The organism is Janthinobacterium sp. BJB446, from assembly GCF_002735655.1.
Lineage (GTDB): Bacteria > Pseudomonadota > Gammaproteobacteria > Burkholderiales > Burkholderiaceae_D > Janthinobacterium > Janthinobacterium lividum.
Genome location: NZ_PDZK01000007.1, coordinates 18,184 through 37,551 on the forward strand (window position 1 = coordinate 18,184; position 19,368 = coordinate 37,551).

Sequence of the window (19,368 nt, forward strand, 5' to 3'; positions counted from 1 at the left end):
CGGTCAAGCAGACGGACGCAGCGACATGCGCTACGATAGAGGCCCATTGACTGCCGTGCGCCTCACCGCGCCTCCTGCCATGCGTTTGCTGATCCTGTCCGACCTGCACCTGGAAGTCTGGGGCGAAGACACGCCCGCCATCGATCTTGCCGCCTGCCGACCCGACGTGGTGATCCTGGCCGGCGACATCGATACGGGCAGCAATGCCATCGCCTGGGCCGCGCGCACCTTCGGCTCCCTGCCCGTGCTGTACGTGCACGGCAATCACGAGGGCTATGGGCATCAGCTGGAACACATGCAGGATGCCGTGCGCGACGCCTGCGCCAGCGCCAATGCGCAGGGCGCCAGCATCCGCCTGCTCGACGGCGATGCCGTGGTACTGAACGGCGTGCGCTTCCTCGGCGTCACGCTGTGGACGGATTTTCTGCTGTTCGGCGCGGAGCGCCAGGACGAAGCCTTGAACGCGGCGCAAAGCTACATGCCCGACTACAAGCGCATCAGCACGGGCGGCGACACGCCGCGTCTCTTGTGCGCGACCGACACGGCGCAGCTGCACGCGCAGCACCGCGCCTGGCTGGAGCAGCAACTGGCGCAACCCTTCGATGGCAAGACGGTCGTCATCACGCACATGGCGCCCTCGATGCTGTCGGTGGAAGAGCAGTACGCGACGAACCTGGGCTCGCCCGCCTTCGCCTCGCAGCTGGACGCGCTGGTGGCGCAGGCGGACCTGTGGGTGCATGGCCACATGCACGCTTCGCTCGACTACCGCGTCCAGGACTGCCGCGTGGTCTGCAACCCCTGCGGCTACAAGCGGCCCGATGGCATGCCGGAAAACGAACGCTACGATCCCGGCTTCATCATCGACCTCTCCAGCGCGGTTTAATTTTTCCGATAGCGCAGCTGCACCACGCCGCTGGGCAGCTGGCGCGTGCCGTCCAGGCGCCAGTCGCTGCGCGGCAAGCCATCCTCGAACAGGCGCACGCCCCTGCCCAGCACCACGGGCAGCACGGACAAGGTCAGGCTGTCGATGACGCCTTCGCGCAAGCCGGCACGGATGACGGCGCCGCCATCGAGATACACGTGGCGGCAGCCCTCCTCTGCCAGCCCCTCCAGCACTGCCCGCACGCTGCCTTCGCGGCGCTGCTCGCCATGGCGCGGCGCGAAGTCGCGGTGGCTGAGTACCACCACGCGCTTGCCCGCATATGGCCACGGTTCGAAGCCCAGCACAGCGTCATACGTGGTGCGGCCGATCACCAGGGTATCGACTTGATCCATCAATGCCGTGTAGCCGGTGGCGTCGGGCGAGTCGGGGGCCAGTTCGGCCAGCCAGGACAAGTCTCCATTTTCTCCGGCGATGCAGCCGTCGATGCTGATGCCGAGAAAAACGCTGACAGAAGTTTTTTTCATGGGTGTGCTTTCATTTAATTCTACAGTGTAGAATTATGCCCATGAAAACCCCAAAACTTCAAGTCATCGGATCTCCCGTACGCCGCGCCGGGCGTCCGCGCCGCGCCCTCCCCGCACTGGACAACGCCAGCATCCTGCAAGCGGCCCTGGCCTTGCTGGAAGAAAAGGGCGAAGCGTTTTCCATGCGTGCGCTGGCGCAAAGCCTGGGCGTCGACGCCATGGCCCTGTATCACTACTACGCGGGAAAAGAGGAATTATTGCAAGCGTTGATGGTGCAGCGTTTTGCCGCGCTCGATCCGTGCCAGCCGCCGTTTACGCGGCGCCAGGCGGCGCCACGGCGTGTGCTCGCGCTGTGCGCGCTATACCTGGAACTGGTCAGCGCCACGCCGTATTTCGTGCGCCTGATGGCGCGCGGACTGGTGACGCAAGCCGATGTGGCCGAGCGGTTTGCGGCACTGTTCGAGCTGGCTGTGGAGGGCCTCGACCTGGACAAGAAAACCCGTCTGCGCGGGCGCGATGCGCTTGTCGATTTCCTGCACGGCTATGCGCTGGCGGGCAGGCCCGCCAGCGACACAGCCTGGCATGCTTCGGTTGGCCTGATCCTGGCGGGCATGGCCGCCCGGAACTAGCCTGGCATCAGGCCAGCAGCTTGAGCAGCGCCTGCGCGGCCGCTTCCGACGACGCGGGATTCTGGCCCGTGACCAGCAAGCCATCGGTGACGGCATACGGCTGCCAGTCGCCCAGCTTCGAGTAGACGCCGCCGTTTGCCTTCAGCATGTCCTCGACCAGGAAAGGCACGATCGCGCTCAAGCCAACGGCGTCTTCCTCGGTATTCGTAAAGCCCGTCACCTGCTTGCCGCGCACCAGCGGCGTACCGTCGGTTGCCTTCACGTGACGCAGCACGCCGGGCGCGTGGCAGACGGCGGCAACCGGCTTGCCGGCGGCGATCATCTGTTCGATCAGCGCGATCGAGTGCGGATCTTCGGCCAGGTCCCACAGCGGGCCATGGCCGCCCGGATAGAACACGGCGTCAAAGTCAGCTGCTTTCACGTCGGCCAGCTTGCCCGTGTTGGCCAGCACGGCTTGCGCATCGGCGTCCTGCTTGAAGCGGCGCGTGGCATCCGTTTGCGAATCCGGCTCGTCGCTTTTCGGGTCCAGCGGCGGCTGGCCGCCCAGCGGCGAAACGACCGTCAGCTTCGCGCCCGCTTCTTGCAGCGCATAGTAGGGCGCGGCGAATTCTTCCAGCCAGAAACCGGTTTTCTTGCCGGTGTTACCGAGTTTGTCATGCGAGGTGAGTACCATCAGGATATTCATGTTGCTTCCTTTTATGTCAGGGTTACAGTGCTGCTTCGAGGATACGGCGGCTGCGCGCGAGGTCGATATCGCGGTGTTCGCCGAGGGAGGTCATGCCATGTGCTTCCAATTGTTTCAGTACCGCTTCCACCGCTTCCTGGCCCAGCTGATAGGCCGATAAACGGGTCGGGATGCCCAGCCCTTCAAAGAAGGCGCGGGTGCGGGCGATGGCCGCGGCTATGCGCTCGTCGTCGCTGCCCTGCGTGATGTTCCAGACACGCTCGCCATACTGTAACAATTTGCCGCGTTTCTGCTCGCGCTGCACGTCCAGCAGCGCGGGCAGCACCAGGGCCAGGGTGCGCGCATGGTCGATGTCGTACAGGGCCGTCAGTTCGTGGCCGATCATGTGGGTGGCCCAGTCCTGCGGCACGCCGGCGCCGATCAGGCCATTCAGCGCCAGGGTGGCGGTCCACATCAGGTTGGCGCGGGTGGCGTAATCGTCGGGCGATGCGACGGCCTGCGGCGCGATCTCGACCAGGGTCTGCAGCAAGCCTTCGGCAAAGCGGTCCTGCACCTTCGCCTGCACCGGATAGGTCAGATACTGCTCCGTGGTGTGCACAAAGGCGTCGACCAGGCCGTTGGCCACCTGCGTGGCCGGCAAGGTAAACGTTTTGCTGGGGTCGAGTACGGAAAATTGCGGATACAGCAGCGGGTTGCGAAAACTCAGCTTGTCATGCGTGGCTTTTTTCGTCACCACGCCGCCGCTGTTCATTTCCGACCCCGTGGCCGGCAAGGTCAGTACCGTGCCAAACGGCAGGGCGCGCTGCACATTGGCGCCGCCGCGCTCGGCGATTTCCCACGGCTCGCCGTCGTACAGGGCGGCGGCGGCGACGAACTTGGTGCCATCGATCACCGAGCCGCCACCGACGGCCAGCAGGAAGTCCAGCTTTTCGTTGCGCACCTGGGCCACGGCGCGCATCAGGGTTTCATAGCTGGGATTGGGTTCGATGCCGCCAAACTCCTGCACGCTGCGCTGGCCCAGCGCGGCGCGTACCTCGGCCAGAGTGCCGGTCTTTTCCGCGCTGGCGCCGCCGTACAGGATCAGCACGCGCGCATCGGGCGGCACCAGCGTGGACAATTTGGCGACGGTATCAAGACCGAAGACGATACGGGTCGGGTTATGGAATTCGAAATTTTTCATCATGTCGCTCCTTATTATTAGACTGGTCGTCTAGAATGCAGTTCAAAAAAACGCGGACGAATCTCATCCGCGTACCTGGCGCCCGCCCATTAGTCCGGCGGCAGCTGCAACATCGCCAGGGTCGCCCGCCAGGCAGTTTGCAGGGCGCTGGCGTCGCGCCGCAGCTTGGTCAGCATCGCCGCGCCCAGCCACAGCTGATACAAGGTGGCAGCCATCTGCGCCGGATCAGCCACCGATGGCAGCGAGTCGTCCACCCTGCCCCGCGCGATGGCCAGCGCCAGCCTGGCGATGATGCGGTGGGTGCCATCGAGCAGCGCCACGCGCATCGGTTCCGACATGTCCGCCACTTCGCTGCTGAGCTTGACCACCAGGCAGCGGCAGTCGCAGCCGCTGCCATCGAGGCTTTCGCTCGTCCAGCTGGCCCAATACGCCATCAGCGACTGCGCCGCGTTCTGGCCGGGCTGGCCCAGCACGCGCTCCATTTCATCCAGGTAGCCGGTGACGTAATCTTCCAGCATCGCTTCGCCAAACAATTCCTTGGACTTGAAGTAATGGTAGAACGAGCCCTTGGGCACGTCGGCGGCCGACAAGATCTCGTTCAGCCCCACGCCGGCAAAGCCCTTGCGCGTGATGATGGCCTTGCCCTGGTCGATAATGTGCTGGCGCACGTCGGTGTATTCAGCTTTCATGCGAGGCATTGTAGCACAATTAGACCAGTCGTCTAGTATAAATTAAATCCAGAAACAAATTCTGGGGTCAGACCCTCAAGGCCGCTAACGCAGAGGCTTGCGCCAGAGGGCGCGGGGGTCTGACCCCCGCAGCCGCAGTCGGCCAGCCAGCTTAGGCAAACTTCTTGAAATCCGGCTTCCTCTTTTCAAAGAAGGCCGTAAACGCTTCCTTCGCTTCGGCGCCGCCCAGCATGGCGCTGAACAATTTGTTTTCGTCGGCGATGGCCGCCTTCATCGGTTCCATGCGGCTTTGCTTCATCAGGCGCTTGGTGGCGCGGATCGAAGCGGCCGGCAGGGCTACCAGCTTGGCGGCCTGGCCTTGCGCGAAGGTCATCAAGTCATACAGGGGCACGACCTTCGACACCAGGCCCATTTCCAGCGCTTCGCTGGCCGGGAACGCTTCGCCCAGCATCAGCTTTTCCGCCGCGCGCGGGTAGCCGGCCAATTGCGTGAGCAGCAGACTGGAGCCGAATTCCGGGCACAGGCCCAGCTGCGTGAACGGCATCGAGAAGCTGGCATTGTCTGCCGCGTAGACCAGGTCGCAGTGCATCAGCAAGGTGGTGCCGATGCCGATGGCCGGGCCGGACACGGCCGCCACCACGGGCTTGCTGCTGCCATACAGGGCGCGCATGAACTGGAACACGGGACGGTCATGGTCGAGCGAACCATCCTTCGGGCGCGCCGTCTTCATGAAGTCATCAAGGTCGTTACCGGCCGTGAAAATATCGCGCTTGCCGCAGATCAGGATGGCGCGTACTTCATCATCCGTCTCGGCCGCCACCAGCGCATCGGCCAGGGTCTGGTACATGGCGCCCGTGATCGCATTCTTGCGTTCCAGGCGGTTGAATTCCAGGGTCAGGATGCCCTCGCTCTTGCTGCACAAAATATCCATGTCGTCTCCAAAAGATAAAGGGCGCCGGAGTCATCCCACAGCGCCCTGTTTTATTGCTTTACTCAGCCAGACTTATACGCGTTCAAAAATTCCGGCCGCGCCCATGCCGGCGCCCACGCACATCGTGACCATGCCGTACTTCTGCTTGGTGCGCTGCAGCGCGTGGATCACGGTGGCGGCGCGGATGGCACCGGTGGCGCCCAGCGGGTGGCCCAGGGCGATCGCGCCGCCCATCGGGTTGACCTTTGCCGGGTCCAGGCCCAGGTCGCCGATGACGGCCAGTGCCTGTGCCGCAAACGCTTCGTTCAGCTCGATCCAGTCCAGCTGGTCTTGCGTGATGCCGGCGGCGGCGCACGCTGCGGGAATGGCGAATTTCGGACCGATGCCCATGATTTCCGGCGGCACGCCGCGCACGGCGAACGAGGAGAATTTCGCCAGCGGGGTCAGGTTATGCTCGCGCAGGATTTTTTCGCTGACGATCAGCAGCGCGCCGGCGCCGTCGGACATCTGCGAGCTGTTGGCGGCGGTCACGCTGCCCTTGGCGGCGAAGACGGGCTTCAGCTTGGCCAGCGACTCCATCGACGAATCGGCGCGCGCGCCTTCGTCCGTGTCGACGGTGCGGCGGCTCACGTCGACCTGGCCGGTGGCCAGGTTCGGCGTGCGCGTGATGATTTCCACGGGCGTCGTTTCCGCCTTGAAGAAACCGGCTTGCTGCGCGGCGATGGCGCGGCGGTGCGATTCAACGGAGAACGCGTCCTGCTGTTCGCGCGACACTTTCCATTGCTGCGCCACTTTCTCGGCCGTCAGGCCCATGCCGTAAGCCATGCCGATATTCTCGTCGCTGAACATATCCAGGTTCATCGACGGGTGGTGGCCCATCATCGGCACCATCGACATCGATTCGATGCCGCCGGCGATCATGACGTCGGCTTCGCCCACGCGGATGCGGTCGGCCGCCATGGCAATGGCCGTGATGCCCGAAGCGCAGTAGCGGTTGACGGTGACGCCGCCCACGGTTTTCGGCAAGCCGGCCAGCAGCACCGAGTTACGCGCGATATTGAAGCCCTGCTCCGCTTCCGGGAACGAGCAGCCGATGATGGCGTCGGTGATCAGCGCAGGGTCGAGGCCAGGCGCTTGCGCCAGGGCCGATTGCAGCACGCGCACCAGCAGGTCGTCCGGGCGGGTGTTCTTGAACATGCCGCGCGGCGCCTTGCCGATCGGGGTGCGGGTTGCAGAGACGATGTAGGCGTCTTGAAGTTGTTTGCTCATTTTATGCTTTCAAAGATGTTGAACGAGGTTCGTGTTCTGTCGAATGTCCGGGGTAGAGGCTTATCGCTTCTGCGACAAATACCAGTCCACCGTCACCTGTGCCGCCAGCGTGCCTTCGGAGTCGAAAATATCGACTTCCACGGGAAACGCCACCTTGCCATCCTGCGCCAGCTGCGCCTTCAAGGCAGCCAGGTCGCCCGGTACCCGGCCTTCGGCGCGCGTCGCGCCCCGGGCCACCTTCTGGTACTGGATGCGCGACTCCTTGGCCACCGGGCGCAAGCCCAGTATCAGCTCGGCGAAGCCGCCAGCCATGGCCGCGCCGGAAGCCGTTTCGGCCAGGGTGAACAAGGCACCCGCATGCTGCGTGCCCAGGTGATTATTCAGTTTTGGATCTTCCGGCATCGACACCTTCGAGGTGCCGGCGCCGATGTCGTCGATGCTGATCCCCAGCAGCCGCACGAAGGGCAAGGTGTCCATCATCTGTTGTTTGATACGGTCATACACCATGCTTGGCCTCACGCGCAGTAATACTTTAAATACCAACGGCAGGATCTTCATCGACGCCAGGCTTAGTTGCGTACCGGCTTACCGGTCTGCATCATGCCCATGATCCGTTCCTGGGTTTTCGGATGGTTCAACAGCTCCAGGAATGCCTTGCGTTCCATATCCAGCAGCCACTGTTCGCTGACGAAACTGCCCTGGTCCACGTCGCCGCCCGATACGATCTCGGCGATCATCTCGCCCAGCTTGAAATCGTGCGCCGAAATGAAGCCGCCGTCGCGCATGTTGACCAGCTGCGCCTTGATGGTGCCCCAACCGTAACGGCCCGTCACCTGGATCAGCGATGGCAACGCTGGACGGAAGCCCGCGTCGAACGTGGCGCGCGCTTCGACCTTGGCCACGTGCAGCAGCTCGTAGGCGTTGAACACGATCACGTCGTCTTCCTTCAGGTAGCCCATTTTCTTGGCTTCCAGTGCCGATTTCGACACGTTGGCGGTGGCCGCATTGGTGAAGCCCGTTTTCAGGAATTGCAGGATGTCGTTGCCCTTGGCTTCCTTGTAGGCGCGCTGCGCCGCTTCCTTCAAGCCGCCGCCGGCTGGAATCAGGCCCACGCCCACTTCCACCAGGCCGATGTACGATTCGATCGAGGCCACGCGCTTCGACGCATGCAGCGCCAGCTCGCAACCGCCGCCCAGTGCCAGGCCGGCGACCGCGGCGATCACCGGCACGTTCGCGTATTTCAGCGACATGAAGGTGTTCTGCAGTTCGGCGATGATCGGATCGACGGCTTTCACGCCGCCTTGCATGAATGCCGGCAGGGCCGATTGCAGGTCGGCGCCGGCCGAGAAGGCACCGCCTTCGGCTGCGTCGGCGTGCCAGATCACCAGGCCCTTGAAGTTCTTCTCGGCTTCGGCCAATGCCAGTTTCAGGCCATTGATCACGCCTTCGCCGATCACATGCATCTTCGTCTTGAACGAGATGATCAGCACATCGTCGCCCGTATGCCAGACGCGCACGGATTCGTCTTCGAAGACGGTGGTGCCGGCCGTCTTGCCGTCGATGGCACCGCTGCCCAGGACGGGCGCGCGGAATGGCTGGCGGTCATACACGGCCAGGGTCGAACGCGGCACGAAGCTGTTCGACACGGCGGAGTACGAACCTTCCGGCGTGTGCACGCCGCCTTTTTCAGCGACCGGACCTTCGAAGACCCAGGCTGGCAGCGGCGCATTGCACAGCGCGTGGCCGGCGTCGATATCTTCCTTGACCCAGTTGGCCACCTGCAGCCAGTTCGATGCCTGCCACGTTTCAAACGGGCCAACGTTCCAGCCGAAGCCCCAGCGCATGGCGAAGTCGATGTCGCGCGCATTGTCGGCCACGGTGTCCAGGTGGATGGCGATGTAGTGGAAAGCGTCGCGGAAGATCGCCCACAGGAACTGGCCTTGCGGATTCGTCGATTCGCGCAGCGCCTTCATCTTCTTGACCGGATCCTTTTCCTTCAGGATGCGGGCGATGATGTCGGCCGCCTTGGCGCCGCCGGCCACGTATTCACCGGTGGCGAAGTCCAGACGCTGGATCTCCTTGCCGACTTTCTTGTAGAAGCCCGCGCCGCTCTTCTGGCCCAGCGCGCCTTTTTCCACCAGCTGCGCCAGCACGGCCGGCGTCTTGTAGACGGCGGCGAACGGGTCGTTCGGCAGGTAATCCTGCATGGTCTTGATCACATGGCCCATGGTGTCCAGGCCAACCACGTCCGCCGTGCGGAAGGTGCCCGACTTGGCGCGGCCCAGCTTGGCGCCCGTCAAGTCATCGACAACGTCCACGGACAGGCCGAATTTTTCGGCTTCGTGCACGATGGCCAGGATGCCGAACACGCCAACGCGGTTGGCGATGAAGTTCGGCGTATCCTTGGCACGGACCACGCCCTTGCCCAGGGTGGTAGTCAGGAAACCTTCCAGCTGATCGCTGATCTCGGGCTTGGTGAACTCGGTCGGGATGATCTCGACCAGGTGCATATAGCGCGGCGGGTTGAAGAAGTGCACGCCGCAATAGCGCGATTTCAGGTCGGCGTCGAAGCCTTCGGCCAGCTTGGTGATCGACAGGCCCGAGGTATTCGAGGCGAAGATCGCGTTCGGACCGATGTGCGGTGCGACCTTTTGATACAGGTCGTGTTTCCAATCCATGCGCTCGGCGATGGCTTCGATGATCAGGTCGCAACCGGCCAGCAGGTCCAGGTTGTCTTCGTAGTTGGCCACCTGGATCAGCGCGGCGTCATCCTTGTTGCCCAGCGGAGCAGGCGACAGTTTTTTCAGGTTCTCGATGGCGCGCAGCACGATGCCATTCTTCGGACCTTCCTTGGCCGGCAGGTCGAACAGCACGACCGGCACTTTCGCGTTGATGCAGTGGGCGGCGATCTGCGCGCCCATCACGCCGGCGCCGAGGACGGCTACTTTTTTAACGATGAAATTGGTCATATTTTCCTCAAGTCTTAGAACAGGTCTGCGTCGAGTGCCATCAAGTTGGCCGAACCGGAACGCGCCTGACGGATCAGGGTTGCCGTCTCAGGCTGCAAGCGGGCGAAGTAGAAACGTGCGGTAGCCAGTTTGGCGGTGTAGAACTTGTCGCCGCTGGATTCTTTTTCGAGGGCGATCTTGGCCATCTGCGCGAACAGATAGCTGTAGATCATGTGGCCGACGACGCGCAGGTAAGGCACGCATGCCGCGCCCACTTCGTCCGGATTCTGGAATGCCTTCATGCCGATTTCCATGGTCAGCTTGGTGACTTTGTCGCCCAGGTCGCCCAGTGGCGTAACGAATTCGCTCATCGCTTCATCGGTACCGTTGTCTTCGACGAAAGCCTTGATCTTTTCGCCGAACTTGCGCAGCTTGGCGCCGTTGTCGCCCAGGATCTTGCGGCCCAACAGGTCCAGCGACTGGATCGTGTTCGTGCCTTCATAGATCATGTTGATGCGCGCGTCGCGCACATACTGCTCCATGCCCCATTCCGAGATGTAGCCGTGGCCGCCGAACACTTGCATCGCGTCCGAGGTGGCGATCCAGGCGTTATCGGTGATGAAGGCCTTGATGACGGGCGTCAGCAGCGCTACTTCGTCGGCGGCTTCCTTGCGCACGTCGGCGTCAGGGTGGTGCAGTTCGCGGTCGATCTGCAGCGCCACGTAGGAAGTGAAAGCGCGCGCGCCTTCGGCGTAGGCTTTGCCCGTCAACAGCATGCGGCGCACGTCAGGGTGCACGATGATGCGGTCGGCCGGCAGTTCCGGGTTCTTGATGCCGGACAGCGAACGCATTTGCGTGCGGTCCTTGGCGTAGATCAGCGCGTTCTGGTAAGCGATTTCCGTCAGGCCCAGCGACTGCATGCCCACGCCCAGGCGGGCCGCGTTCATGAAGACGAACATGGCGTTGAGGCCCTTGTTCGGCTGGCCGATGATCCAGCCTTTCGCGCCGTCCAGGTTCATCTGGCAAGTCGAATTGCCGTGGATACCCATTTTTTCTTCGATGGCGCCGCAGGTGATCGGGTTGCGTTCACCGACCGTGCCGTCCGCGTTCGGCAGGAATTTCGGCACCAGGAACAGCGAGATGCCTTTCGAGCCTTCCGGTGCGTCCGGTACGCGGGCCAGCACCAGGTGCAGGATGTTTTCCGCCATGTCGTGCTCGCCGGCCGAGATGAAGATCTTGTTGCCGGTGATGGTCCAGGAACCGTCCGCCTCAGGCAGCGCTTTCGAGCGCAGCAGGCCCAGGTCGGTGCCGCAGTGCGGTTCGGTCAGGCACATGGTGCCCGTCCATTCGCCCGACACCAGCTTCGGCAGATACACTTCCTTCTGGTGGTCGGTGCCGTGCTCCTTCAGGCACTCGTAGGCGCCGTGCGACAGGCCAGGGTACATGGACCAGGCCTGGTTCGACGAGTTCAGCATTTCATAGAACGAGTTGTTCAGCACGACAGGCAAGCCCTGGCCGCCGTATTCCGGATCGCACGCCAAGGCCGCCCAGCCGCCTTCGACGTACTGCTTGTAGGCTTCCTTGAAACCTTTCGGCGTGGTCACGCTTTTCGTGACGGGGTCGTGGTGGCAGCCCTCGCGGTCGCCGGAGTGGTTCAGCGGGAACAATACTTCGGAGGTGAATTTGCCGCCCTCTTCCAGCACCTGGTTGATGATGTCGGCGTCGACGTCGGCGTACGACGGCATTTGCTTCAGTTCTTCTTCCACTTGCAGGAACTCATGCAGGACGAATTGCATATCCCGGATTGGCGCGACGTATTGACCCATAATTTTCTCCTGAAGGCGATTAGCTAAAGTGTTGTACTTGTAGTGCGTGTGCGTTATTGCGGATACTGTCTGACGGCTTATTTGCTTGTGACGGAATTCTGGTACGACGCCAGCAGGCGGATAAAGCCCGCTTGCGCCCGTTCGATGCTGCCCGGCACGCGCAGGAAACGCGCGTCGTGATGCAGGGCCAGGATCAGGCCATACATCTCGTACACCAGCTGCTGGGCGTCCGTGTCCGCTTTCAGGTCGCCCGTGGCGATCGATTGCTCGACACAGCGCAGCAGCGCACCCTGCCAGGCCCGCACCATGGCCACGAGGGCTTCGCGGATGGGGCCCGGACGGTCGTCATACTCGACGGCGCCGCTGATATAGATGCAGCCGGAAGCGATTTCCACGCTGACCCGCTTGACCCAGCGCGCAAACATCGATTGCAGGCGCTGGATGCCGCGTGGTTCTTTCATGCTGGGGAAAAAGACTTCTTGCTCGAAACGATAGTGATAGAGCTTCAGCACTTCCATCTGCAAGTCTTCGCGCGAGCCAAAGTGGGCAAACACGCCCGACTTGCTCATGTTCATTTTGTCCGCAAGCAGCCCGATGGTCAGGCCTTCCAGGCCGTCGCGGCTGGACAGGTCCAGCGCCACGTCGAGGATGGCTGCACGGGTCAGTTCGCCCTTGCGCATGAATTTGACTGAAGTATTCAAGAGTACCGTTCTAAAAGTGATGTTGCCGATTTGGCGGACTGAAGCGAGAGTAAAAAAAAGCACGCTCCGAAAAAATCCGAACGCTCGTACTATTATCCACTACCACGTAAAAGTCAAACGGGAACTTTAGAGCCGGTATTCTATTGGTGCAGCGCAGCATTTTTAAGCCGCGTGTTTCTATTGATTTCAGGCAGGCAAAAGCGTCGCGCCCGTGCCTGCCCACAACAGACGAACCTCAGGAAAGGTCGCCTGCCTTGCTCAGTTGACGGCGGTCGCGCTTGGTCGGCCGCCCCTTGATGGTGGTGCCCGGCTCGCGGAACAGCTTGCGTTCCTCGGCCAGTTGCTCGCGGCGGGCGATGCTGGCCGGCGTTTCGCCATACAGCAAGCGTGCCACGGGGGCCGAGCCGCGCTTGTCGGACAGGCCCAGCACGGCCACTTCCCACGTCTCCGCGCCATTGTCGATGGCCAGCTCGTCGCCCACGCGCACGCTGCGCGCCGGTTTGACGCGCTCGCCGCCCACTTTGACCTTGCCCGTGTCGACGGCTTCGCTGGCCAGCGAACGCGTCTTGAAGAAGCGCGCCGCCCACAGCCATTTATCCAGCCTTACCGTTGTCATCTCGTTCATGCGTACTTGCCTACTGAAAAAATGCGCATCACCAGCCGGTACACGAGAAATGCGGCTTCATAGCCGATGCGCTGGAAACGCCCGATGTGCTTGAAATCATCCTGGTGAATGACGATGCCGTCGGCCACGCCCTGCTCGATGTGCTGGCGCAGGCTTTGCGCGAACGCCACGTCCTTGATCACCACGTTCGCTTCCTGGTTCAGGAACAGGCTCAGCGCGTCAATATTGCTGGAGCCCACCGTCGCCCAGTCATCGTCGACGACGGCCACCTTGGCGTGCAGCTGCGTCTTGCGGTATTCGACGATCTTGACGCCGGCGGCCAGCAGTTTCGGGTAAAACGAATGCGCCACGGCATCTTGCATGCGGAATTCGCCCACGCCGATCAACAGGACCACGTCCACGCCCCGCAGGGCCGCCTGGGCCAGGGCGTGGCGCAGCTTGTGCCCGGGCGCGAAATACGGGTTGGCCAGCATCACGCTCTTGCGCGCCTGGCCCAGCGCCTGCAGGTAGGCGCGCTGGATGGTGCGGCGGTTGCGCAGGTTGTCGCGCACGACAAAACCGGCCACGACGGGGTTCTTCGCCAGCTCCTTGCTGGCGACGCGCATCTTGCGATACAGCTTGATACGCCGCACCAAGTTCATCTTGCCCAATCTTGCCCACTGTGCCTGCACCTCCTCGTGGATGGCGTCGACCAGCGGGCCCTTCACTTGGACGGCGAAATCCCAGCGCGGCGCTGCCAGGCTGATGTTGTGGTCGTAGTCGCAAAACATGTCGTCGTTGATATTGATGCCGCCCACCAGGGCGATCTCGCCATCGGCCACGCAAATCTTGCGGTGCGTGCGCGTGATGCCGCGCCGGAACCACGGATTGAAGATGCGGTGGTGCACGCCAGCCGCTTCCAGTTGCGCATGCATGGCCTTGACCCGGCGGTTGCCCGTGCCGAACCAGTCCGTGATCATGCACACCAGCACGCCGCGCGCGGCGGCACGTTTGAGCGCATCGAGCACCAGGGTGCCCGTGGCGTCGTCGGCAAAAATATACGTTTCGAAATAGACTTCCGAGCGCGCGCCATCGATGGCGGCAATCAGCGCGGGGAAGTAATCGGTGCCGCAATACAGCAGCTTGATGTCATTGTGGGCGATGAAATTGACTGTGCGCATGCTGGCAGTCTACGCGAGTTTCAAAGCGGCAACGATCGGCGCGTGGTCCGACAGTTTTGCCCACAGGGTGCCATGCATCACTTGCGCGCCTTCCACGTGGAAACCGCGCACATAGATGCGGTCCAGGCGGAACCACGGCAAGGCGGCGGGAAAGGTGCGCGCCGGCACGGGGATCGGCGTCTTCGTCTGGCGCCGCGCCAGGGTGCGCACCAGGTCGCCCAGGGCCGAGTTCGACGCGCGCTGGTCGAATACTTCCACCACGCCGAGCGCATTGCGCAGCTTGTCGCTGAGCGTGTTGCGCCAGTCGTTGAAATCGCCGGCAATGATGACGGGTTCGCCATTCGGCGCCGATTCCATGACGGCGTCGATCAGCGCCTGCGTCTGGCGGCCCCGTCCCGATTCAAACAGGCCCAGGTGAACGACGTAGCAGTGCACGTCCGCCTGCGGCGTCTTGAGCACGCAATGCAGGATGCCGCGCTGTTCATAAGCGTGGTCGGACACGTCGTGGTTGGTTTGCGAGGCGATGGGAAACTTGCTCAGCAAGGCGTTGCCATGGTGGCCATGGTCATACACGGCATTCATGCCGTAGGCGGAATGGTGCTCGGCGCCGGCAAAGAACTCGTGCTGCGACGCTTCCGGCCAATGCTTGTGGCCGTTTTTCTCGGCGCCAAAGCGGGCCGCATTGCGGTCGTGCTTGCCTTGCACTTCCTGCAAAAACACGACATCGGCATGGAACAGGGCAATCGCCTGCTTCAAGGCATGCACGCGGGGCAAGCCCCGCACGGAGGAGACGCCCTTGTGAATATTATAAGTTGCTACGCGGATTTTCATGCCTTGATTCTACTCCCTGACAGGCCCCGCGCGGCGCCGGCGTAGGTGCGCGTGCGCACCTAAAACCCACAATCAGGCCAGCATGCGTCCCACGCCCGCCGTCACGCTGACGATCAGCGCGGTAATGCCGGCCGCCCAGACAATCTTCACCAGCAAGGGCGCGCCGCGCCAGGCCACGGTGCGCTTGCCCTTGGCAAACGCACCCGGGTGCAGCAGCCAGCCGATCGCCATCAGCGGCATGCCGATCGGTGGCGTGCGGCCGGGCACGGTGGAGCCAAACAGCAGAAAGATAAAGCACAGGCAAAAAACGATGCCCAGGGTGCCCAGCAGTTTTTGCTGCGTCGTCAAATGTAACCAGTTCAACATGGAATGCTTTCTAGGAAAATCAGGTGGGGCGCGCCAGGCCCGTCATGGCCGGCAATTGCAAAATCGCTTCCGCGTTGGACGACGAGAAACAGCGGTCGGCCGCCGCCAGGTAGGGCAGCCACGCGTATTGCAAGTGTTCGCGGGGACTCAAGGTGATGGCGATGTCGCGCGGCACTTGCACGCTGAACACGTGTTCCGTGTTGCGCGTCACGCCAGGCGCATAGCGGTGGCGCCAGATCGGATAGATCTCGTACACATTCGACAAGTTCCAGTCGCGCAGCACGATGTCGCGCCCATCGGCAACGATGCCGGTTTCCTCGCACAATTCGCGCGCGGCCGTCTGCAGCAGCGGTTCGTCGACGGCATCGACGGAACCCGTCACCGATTGCCAGAAACCGGGTTGGCCCGCGCGCTCGATCAGCAAGACATCAAGGTCAGCCGTATGGATGACGACCAGCACGGAAACGGGAATTTTATGGCTCATATCAAGAATGAAAAAGGCGCCTCGCAGCGCCTTTTTTTGCCTCAGCAAGTAAAAATGGTAGCGGCCGCATGAACGGCCGCCTTGGCCATTACGCTACTTTTGGCTCGGTGCTGCGCAAGCGGATGTGCAGTTCACGCAATTGCTTCTCGTCCACTTCCGACGGCGCATGGGTCAGCAAGTCTTGCGCGCGTTGGGTTTTCGGGAAGGCGATCACGTCGCGGATCGATTCGGAACCCGTCATCATGGTCACGATACGGTCCAGGCCGAATGCCAGGCCGCCATGCGGTGGCGCGCCGTATTGCAGGGCATCGAGCAGGAAGCCGAATTTCAGCTGTGCTTCTTCGGCATCGATCTTCAGTGCACGGAAGACCTTGCTTTGCACTTCTTCGCGGTGGATACGGATCGAACCGCCACCCAGTTCCCAGCCGTTCAAGACCATGTCGTAAGCCTTGGCGATGCAGGCGCCCGGATCGCTTTCCAGCATGTCTTCATGGCCGTCTTTCGGCGCCGTGAATGGATGGTGGGTCGCCGTCCAGCGATCCGCTTCTTCGTCATGCTCGAACATCGGGAAGTCGACCACCCACAATGGCTTCCATACGTCTTCGAACAGGCCGGCTTTCTTGCCGAACTCGCTGTGGCCGATCTTCACGCGCAGCGCGCCGATGGCGTCGTTGACGACCTTGGCCTTGTCCGCGCCGAAGAAGATCAGGTCGCCGTCTTGCGCGCCCGTCTGCTCGAGGATCGTGGCCAGCACATCGGCAGGCAGGAACTTGACGATCGGCGACTGCAAGCCTTCAGGACCCTTGGCTTTCTCGTTGACCTTGATGTAAGCGAGGCCCTTGGCGCCGTAGATGGCGACGAACTGGGTGTAGGCGTCGATTTCCGAACGGGGCATGCTGCCGCCTTGCGGTACGCGCAGGGCCACCACGCGGCCGCCCTTCATGTTGGCGGCGCCGTTGAAGACCTTGAATTCGACCGACTTCATGACTTCGGTCAAGTCCGTGAAGGCCAGCTTGACGCGCATGTCCGGCTTGTCGGAGCCGTACAGACCCATCGCTTCGGCGAAATCCATCACCGGGAACGGGTTCGGCAAGTCGATGTTCAGCGTGTTCTTGAAGACGACGCGGATCATGTCTTCGAACAGGTCGCGGATTTCCTGTTCCGTCAGGAACGAGGTTTCGCAATCGATCTGCGTGAATTCAGGCTGGCGGTCAGCGCGCAAATCTTCGTCGCGGAAGCACTTGGTGATCTGGTAGTAACGGTCGAAGTTGGCGACCATCAACAGTTGCTTGAACAACTGTGGCGATTGCGGCAAGGCGAAGAAGCTGCCCGCGTTGACACGCGACGGCACCAGGTAATCGCGCGCGCCTTCTGGCGTCGACTTGGTCAGCATCGGCGTTTCGATGTCGATGAAGCCCAGCGCGTCGAGGTACTTGCGCACTTCCATCGTCACCTTGTAGCGCAGGCGCAGGTTGTTCTGCATTTGCGGACGGCGCAGGTCCAGCACGCGGTGCGTCAGACGCGTCGTTTCCGACAGGTTGTCGTCGTCCAGCTGGAACGGCACGGGCACGGAAGGGTTCAGCACTTCCAGTTCCGAGCAGACCACTTCGATCTTGCCGGATTTCAGGTTGTTGTTGATGGTGCCTTCGATACGGTTGGTCACGACGCCCGTCACGCGCAGGCAGAATTCGTTGCGCACGGCTTCGGCGACCTTGAACATCTCCGCTTGTTCCGGGTTGCAGACGATTTGCACCAGGCCTTCACGGTCGCGCAAGTCGATGAAGATCAGGCTGCCGTGGTCGCGGCGGCGATGTACCCAGCCGCACAGGCTGACGGTTTGTCCCAGCATGGCTTCGGTAACGAGGCCGCAGTATTCAGTACGCATAGACATAAAATTCTCAGTTCAGGTTAGTGAGTGTTCAATCCGGCCACGTCCCGCATGGGACGCCTGCCTTTATTCTTTGGCTGCCGGGGCCGGTACAGCAACAACTTCCGCAGGCGCCACCACGCCCATCGAGACAATATATTTGAGCGCCGCATCGACGCTCATGTCGAGTTCGACGACATCGCTGCGCTTCATCATCAGGAAAAAGCCCGATGTCGGATTCGGCGTCGTCGGCACATACACGCTGACAAAGTCGCCCACCAGGTGGTTCGCCGCATCGCCGCCCGGCACGCCGGTCAGGAAAGCGATGGTCCAGGAGTTCTGGTGCGGATACGGCACCAGCACGGCCTTGCGGAAGGCATTGCCCGACGGGGAAAACAGGGTATCCGACACTTGCTTGACGCTCGAATACAGGGAATTGACGATGGGTATGCGTTGCAGCAATTTTTCCCACAGTTTCACCACGTAATTGCCGACCAGGTTATTCGTCAGCAAACCCGTGAAGAAGACGATCAGTACCGTCAATACCGTGCCCAGGCCGGGAATGGTGCTCAGCGCGGGAATCTTGTGGCCGAACCATACGCTGGGCTGCGTACTGCCGGGCACCAGCAACAGCGACTGGTCCATCGTGCTGATCACCAGATTCAGGACCCAGGCGGTAATGGCCAGGGGAACCAAAATCAGCAATCCGGTAATAAAGTATTTACGCATCAGTTTCTCGGTAATGGATCGTATCGGCGCGGCGCGCTTTTCAGTCCGCTTTCGGTGCAGTGGCAACCGGGGCAGGCGCAGGTGCGGCAGCAGGCGCGCTCTCGGCAGCCGGGGCGGGCTTGGCGCCATCGGCCGGGCCCGTTGGAATGGCCGTGGTGGGCGCCGTGCCGCCGCGGAAATCGGTCGCGTACCAGCCAGTGCCCTTCAATTGGAAACCGGCGGCCGTCAATTGTTTCTTGAAACTGGGCTTGCCGCACGACAGGCACACCGTCAGTACTGGATCGGAGATCTTTTGCAAGACGTCCTTGGCAAAACCACACTCGTCACAACGGTAAGCGTAAATCGGCATCTCTACTCCGAGAAAATCATCAAAAACCCTGAATTATAAAGCTTTTCCTTTGTCCCCAGCGGAAAATGCCCCGCCCGCCTCACTCCGCCCGGCGGCGCAAGCTCATCCAGCGCTCCTTGCCGGCGAAGACGGCAATGGAATCGTCCACGGCTTCGTCGGCCAGGCAGTCGAAATGCGGCGCCAGCAATTCCTGCAGTGTCTCGCGCGACATACCAAATGGCGGTCCCTTGACATTGTCATCAAAGAAAAAGTAACCGGCCAGCATGGCGCCCGGCGCCAGCAGCTGCGCCCAGCGGGCCGCCACTTGCGGCCACATGGCACGCGGCATGGCGCACAGGAAGGCCCGTTCATAGATCAGGTCCAGCGGCGCAACGGGTTCCCAGGCAAAGAAATCCGCTTCCACCACCTGCCCTGCCCGCGCACCGACGACAGCGCGCGCGGCGGCCACGGCGGCCGGCGAAAAGTCGATGGCCGTGGCATCCCAGCCGTGATCCAGCATGAAGACCAGTTCATAGGCCGAGCCGCAGCCAGGAATCAGGCAGCGCAGCGGCGCCGGGCTGCCTGCAACAAAGCTGCGCAGGCGCGACGGCACGCCGCCCTGGTCCCACGGCGTGAATTGCTTCTCGAAACGCTCGTCCCAGAAGGCGGGCGACAGCGGATCGCGGGTAGTGAAGTCAGCCATCACTTACGTC

General features: G+C 62.2%; 21 protein-coding genes. 2 read left to right on the top strand and 19 right to left on the bottom strand.

All coding sequences use genetic code 11. The features are described 5' to 3' along the window. The first annotated feature begins 25 nt into the window (after nucleotides 1-25). Nucleotides 26-883: a metallophosphoesterase family protein gene (locus CSQ92_RS26400; protein WP_257219368.1), complete on the top strand. Its 858-nt coding sequence runs from the start codon at nucleotides 26-28 to the stop codon at nucleotides 881-883. Here CSQ92_RS26400 and CSQ92_RS26405 read toward each other — a convergent pair. Next, nucleotides 880-1,407: a dihydrofolate reductase family protein gene (locus tag CSQ92_RS26405; RefSeq protein ID WP_099395825.1), complete on the bottom strand. Its 528-nt coding sequence runs from the start codon at nucleotides 1,405-1,407 to the stop codon at nucleotides 880-882. The two genes, CSQ92_RS26400 and CSQ92_RS26405, sit on opposite strands and share 4 nt — an antisense overlap. Nucleotides 1,408-1,448: 41 nt before the next feature. Between CSQ92_RS26405 and CSQ92_RS26410 the strand changes: the two genes are divergently transcribed. Next, nucleotides 1,449-2,036 (top strand): TetR/AcrR family transcriptional regulator, encoded by a 588-nt coding sequence (locus CSQ92_RS26410; RefSeq protein WP_180277117.1) that lies wholly within the window; start codon nucleotides 1,449-1,451, stop codon nucleotides 2,034-2,036. Between the two features lie 7 nt (nucleotides 2,037-2,043). Here the strand turns inward: CSQ92_RS26410 and CSQ92_RS26415 are convergent, their stop codons facing one another. From CSQ92_RS26415 to CSQ92_RS26500, 18 genes are all read right to left on the bottom strand, one after another. Further along, a complete protein-coding gene (locus CSQ92_RS26415) occupies nucleotides 2,044-2,721 on the bottom strand; it encodes a type 1 glutamine amidotransferase domain-containing protein (RefSeq protein ID WP_070257701.1) in 678 nt (225 codons plus the stop codon). A gap of 22 nt (nucleotides 2,722-2,743) precedes the next feature. Beyond that, the gene (locus CSQ92_RS26420) at nucleotides 2,744-3,901 is read right to left on the bottom strand and encodes an iron-containing alcohol dehydrogenase (RefSeq protein ID WP_099395878.1); all 1,158 of its coding nucleotides are present in this window, start codon (nucleotides 3,899-3,901) and stop codon (nucleotides 2,744-2,746) included. An 89-nt stretch (nucleotides 3,902-3,990) separates the two neighbouring features. Further along, nucleotides 3,991-4,590, bottom strand: a complete 600-nt coding sequence (locus CSQ92_RS26425) for a TetR/AcrR family transcriptional regulator (RefSeq protein ID WP_099395827.1) — start codon at nucleotides 4,588-4,590, stop codon at nucleotides 3,991-3,993. Nucleotides 4,591-4,741: 151 nt separating this feature from the next. Beyond that, nucleotides 4,742-5,521, bottom strand: a complete 780-nt coding sequence (locus CSQ92_RS26430; RefSeq protein WP_099395828.1) for an enoyl-CoA hydratase — start codon at nucleotides 5,519-5,521, stop codon at nucleotides 4,742-4,744. 72 nt (nucleotides 5,522-5,593) lie between these two features. Further along, nucleotides 5,594-6,790 (bottom strand): acetyl-CoA C-acyltransferase, encoded by a 1,197-nt coding sequence (locus CSQ92_RS26435; RefSeq protein WP_034778434.1) that lies wholly within the window; start codon nucleotides 6,788-6,790, stop codon nucleotides 5,594-5,596. Nucleotides 6,791-6,850: 60 nt separating this feature from the next. Continuing rightward, nucleotides 6,851-7,297 carry a PaaI family thioesterase gene (locus tag CSQ92_RS26440; RefSeq protein WP_035828560.1) on the bottom strand — a complete coding sequence of 149 codons (447 nt, stop codon included), beginning with the start codon at nucleotides 7,295-7,297 and terminating at the stop codon, nucleotides 6,851-6,853. 62 nt (nucleotides 7,298-7,359) lie between these two features. Continuing rightward, nucleotides 7,360-9,759, bottom strand: coding sequence for a 3-hydroxyacyl-CoA dehydrogenase/enoyl-CoA hydratase family protein (locus CSQ92_RS26445; RefSeq protein WP_099395829.1), 2,400 nt, complete (start codon nucleotides 9,757-9,759; stop codon nucleotides 7,360-7,362). Between the two features lie 14 nt (nucleotides 9,760-9,773). Further along, nucleotides 9,774-11,564, bottom strand: a complete 1,791-nt coding sequence (locus tag CSQ92_RS26450; RefSeq protein WP_034753387.1) for an acyl-CoA dehydrogenase C-terminal domain-containing protein — start codon at nucleotides 11,562-11,564, stop codon at nucleotides 9,774-9,776. 77 nt (nucleotides 11,565-11,641) lie between these two features. After that, entirely contained in the window at nucleotides 11,642-12,244 is a 603-nt protein-coding gene (locus tag CSQ92_RS26455; protein ID WP_034753385.1) for a TetR/AcrR family transcriptional regulator, read from the bottom strand. 256 nt (nucleotides 12,245-12,500) lie between these two features. Further along, on the bottom strand, nucleotides 12,501-12,890 hold the full coding sequence (locus CSQ92_RS26460) for an RNA-binding S4 domain-containing protein (RefSeq protein WP_099395830.1): 390 nt from the start codon (nucleotides 12,888-12,890) through the stop codon (nucleotides 12,501-12,503). Next, a complete protein-coding gene (clsB, locus tag CSQ92_RS26465; protein ID WP_099395831.1) occupies nucleotides 12,887-14,050 on the bottom strand; it encodes a cardiolipin synthase ClsB in 1,164 nt (387 codons plus the stop codon). Before clsB ends, CSQ92_RS26460 begins: the two co-directional genes overlap by 4 nt. Before the next feature lie 9 nt (nucleotides 14,051-14,059). Then, entirely contained in the window at nucleotides 14,060-14,881 is an 822-nt protein-coding gene (locus CSQ92_RS26470) for an endonuclease/exonuclease/phosphatase family protein (RefSeq protein ID WP_034778424.1), read from the bottom strand. A 72-nt stretch (nucleotides 14,882-14,953) separates the two neighbouring features. Further along, nucleotides 14,954-15,247, bottom strand: a complete 294-nt coding sequence (locus CSQ92_RS26475) for a hypothetical protein (protein WP_070257698.1) — start codon at nucleotides 15,245-15,247, stop codon at nucleotides 14,954-14,956. 19 nt (nucleotides 15,248-15,266) lie between these two features. Then, entirely contained in the window at nucleotides 15,267-15,731 is a 465-nt protein-coding gene (nudB, locus tag CSQ92_RS26480; protein WP_070257697.1) for a dihydroneopterin triphosphate diphosphatase, read from the bottom strand. Nucleotides 15,732-15,819: 88 nt separating this feature from the next. Beyond that, nucleotides 15,820-17,622, bottom strand: a complete 1,803-nt coding sequence (gene aspS / locus CSQ92_RS26485) for an aspartate--tRNA ligase (protein WP_180277118.1) — start codon at nucleotides 17,620-17,622, stop codon at nucleotides 15,820-15,822. Between the two features lie 63 nt (nucleotides 17,623-17,685). After that, nucleotides 17,686-18,327 carry a DUF502 domain-containing protein gene (locus CSQ92_RS26490; protein WP_034778417.1) on the bottom strand — a complete coding sequence of 214 codons (642 nt, stop codon included), beginning with the start codon at nucleotides 18,325-18,327 and terminating at the stop codon, nucleotides 17,686-17,688. 40 nt (nucleotides 18,328-18,367) lie between these two features. Then, on the bottom strand, nucleotides 18,368-18,676 hold the full coding sequence (locus CSQ92_RS26495) for an FmdB family zinc ribbon protein (RefSeq protein ID WP_070278979.1): 309 nt from the start codon (nucleotides 18,674-18,676) through the stop codon (nucleotides 18,368-18,370). Between the two features lie 79 nt (nucleotides 18,677-18,755). Then, the gene (locus CSQ92_RS26500) at nucleotides 18,756-19,358 is read right to left on the bottom strand and encodes a methyltransferase (RefSeq protein ID WP_099395832.1); all 603 of its coding nucleotides are present in this window, start codon (nucleotides 19,356-19,358) and stop codon (nucleotides 18,756-18,758) included. Nucleotides 19,359-19,368 lie beyond the last annotated feature (10 nt).

Excerpts from the sequence above, each read along its gene's own strand:
- CSQ92_RS26400 (WP_257219368.1), top strand. The coding sequence starts at position 26 with ATGCGCTACGATAGAGGCCCATTGACTGCCGTGCGCCTCACCGCGCCT.
- CSQ92_RS26405 (WP_099395825.1), bottom strand. The coding sequence starts at position 1,407 with ATGAAAAAAACTTCTGTCAGCGTTTTTCTCGGCATCAGCATCGACGGC.
- CSQ92_RS26410 (WP_180277117.1), top strand. The coding sequence starts at position 1,449 with ATGAAAACCCCAAAACTTCAAGTCATCGGATCTCCCGTACGCCGCGCC.
- CSQ92_RS26415 (WP_070257701.1), bottom strand. The coding sequence starts at position 2,721 with ATGAATATCCTGATGGTACTCACCTCGCATGACAAACTCGGTAACACC.
- CSQ92_RS26420 (WP_099395878.1), bottom strand. The coding sequence starts at position 3,901 with ATGAAAAATTTCGAATTCCATAACCCGACCCGTATCGTCTTCGGTCTT.
- CSQ92_RS26425 (WP_099395827.1), bottom strand. The coding sequence starts at position 4,590 with ATGAAAGCTGAATACACCGACGTGCGCCAGCACATTATCGACCAGGGC.
- CSQ92_RS26430 (WP_099395828.1), bottom strand. The coding sequence starts at position 5,521 with ATGGATATTTTGTGCAGCAAGAGCGAGGGCATCCTGACCCTGGAATTC.
- CSQ92_RS26435 (WP_034778434.1), bottom strand. The coding sequence starts at position 6,790 with ATGAGCAAACAACTTCAAGACGCCTACATCGTCTCTGCAACCCGCACC.
- CSQ92_RS26440 (WP_035828560.1), bottom strand. The coding sequence starts at position 7,297 with ATGGTGTATGACCGTATCAAACAACAGATGATGGACACCTTGCCCTTC.
- CSQ92_RS26445 (WP_099395829.1), bottom strand. The coding sequence starts at position 9,759 with ATGACCAATTTCATCGTTAAAAAAGTAGCCGTCCTCGGCGCCGGCGTG.
- CSQ92_RS26450 (WP_034753387.1), bottom strand. The coding sequence starts at position 11,564 with ATGGGTCAATACGTCGCGCCAATCCGGGATATGCAATTCGTCCTGCAT.
- CSQ92_RS26455 (WP_034753385.1), bottom strand. The coding sequence starts at position 12,244 with ATGCGCAAGGGCGAACTGACCCGTGCAGCCATCCTCGACGTGGCGCTG.
- CSQ92_RS26460 (WP_099395830.1), bottom strand. The coding sequence starts at position 12,890 with ATGAACGAGATGACAACGGTAAGGCTGGATAAATGGCTGTGGGCGGCG.
- clsB (WP_099395831.1), bottom strand. The coding sequence starts at position 14,050 with ATGCGCACAGTCAATTTCATCGCCCACAATGACATCAAGCTGCTGTAT.
- CSQ92_RS26470 (WP_034778424.1), bottom strand. The coding sequence starts at position 14,881 with ATGAAAATCCGCGTAGCAACTTATAATATTCACAAGGGCGTCTCCTCC.
- CSQ92_RS26475 (WP_070257698.1), bottom strand. The coding sequence starts at position 15,247 with ATGTTGAACTGGTTACATTTGACGACGCAGCAAAAACTGCTGGGCACC.
- nudB (WP_070257697.1), bottom strand. The coding sequence starts at position 15,731 with ATGAGCCATAAAATTCCCGTTTCCGTGCTGGTCGTCATCCATACGGCT.
- aspS (WP_180277118.1), bottom strand. The coding sequence starts at position 17,622 with ATGTCTATGCGTACTGAATACTGCGGCCTCGTTACCGAAGCCATGCTG.
- CSQ92_RS26490 (WP_034778417.1), bottom strand. The coding sequence starts at position 18,327 with ATGCGTAAATACTTTATTACCGGATTGCTGATTTTGGTTCCCCTGGCC.
- CSQ92_RS26495 (WP_070278979.1), bottom strand. The coding sequence starts at position 18,676 with ATGCCGATTTACGCTTACCGTTGTGACGAGTGTGGTTTTGCCAAGGAC.
- CSQ92_RS26500 (WP_099395832.1), bottom strand. The coding sequence starts at position 19,358 with ATGGCTGACTTCACTACCCGCGATCCGCTGTCGCCCGCCTTCTGGGAC.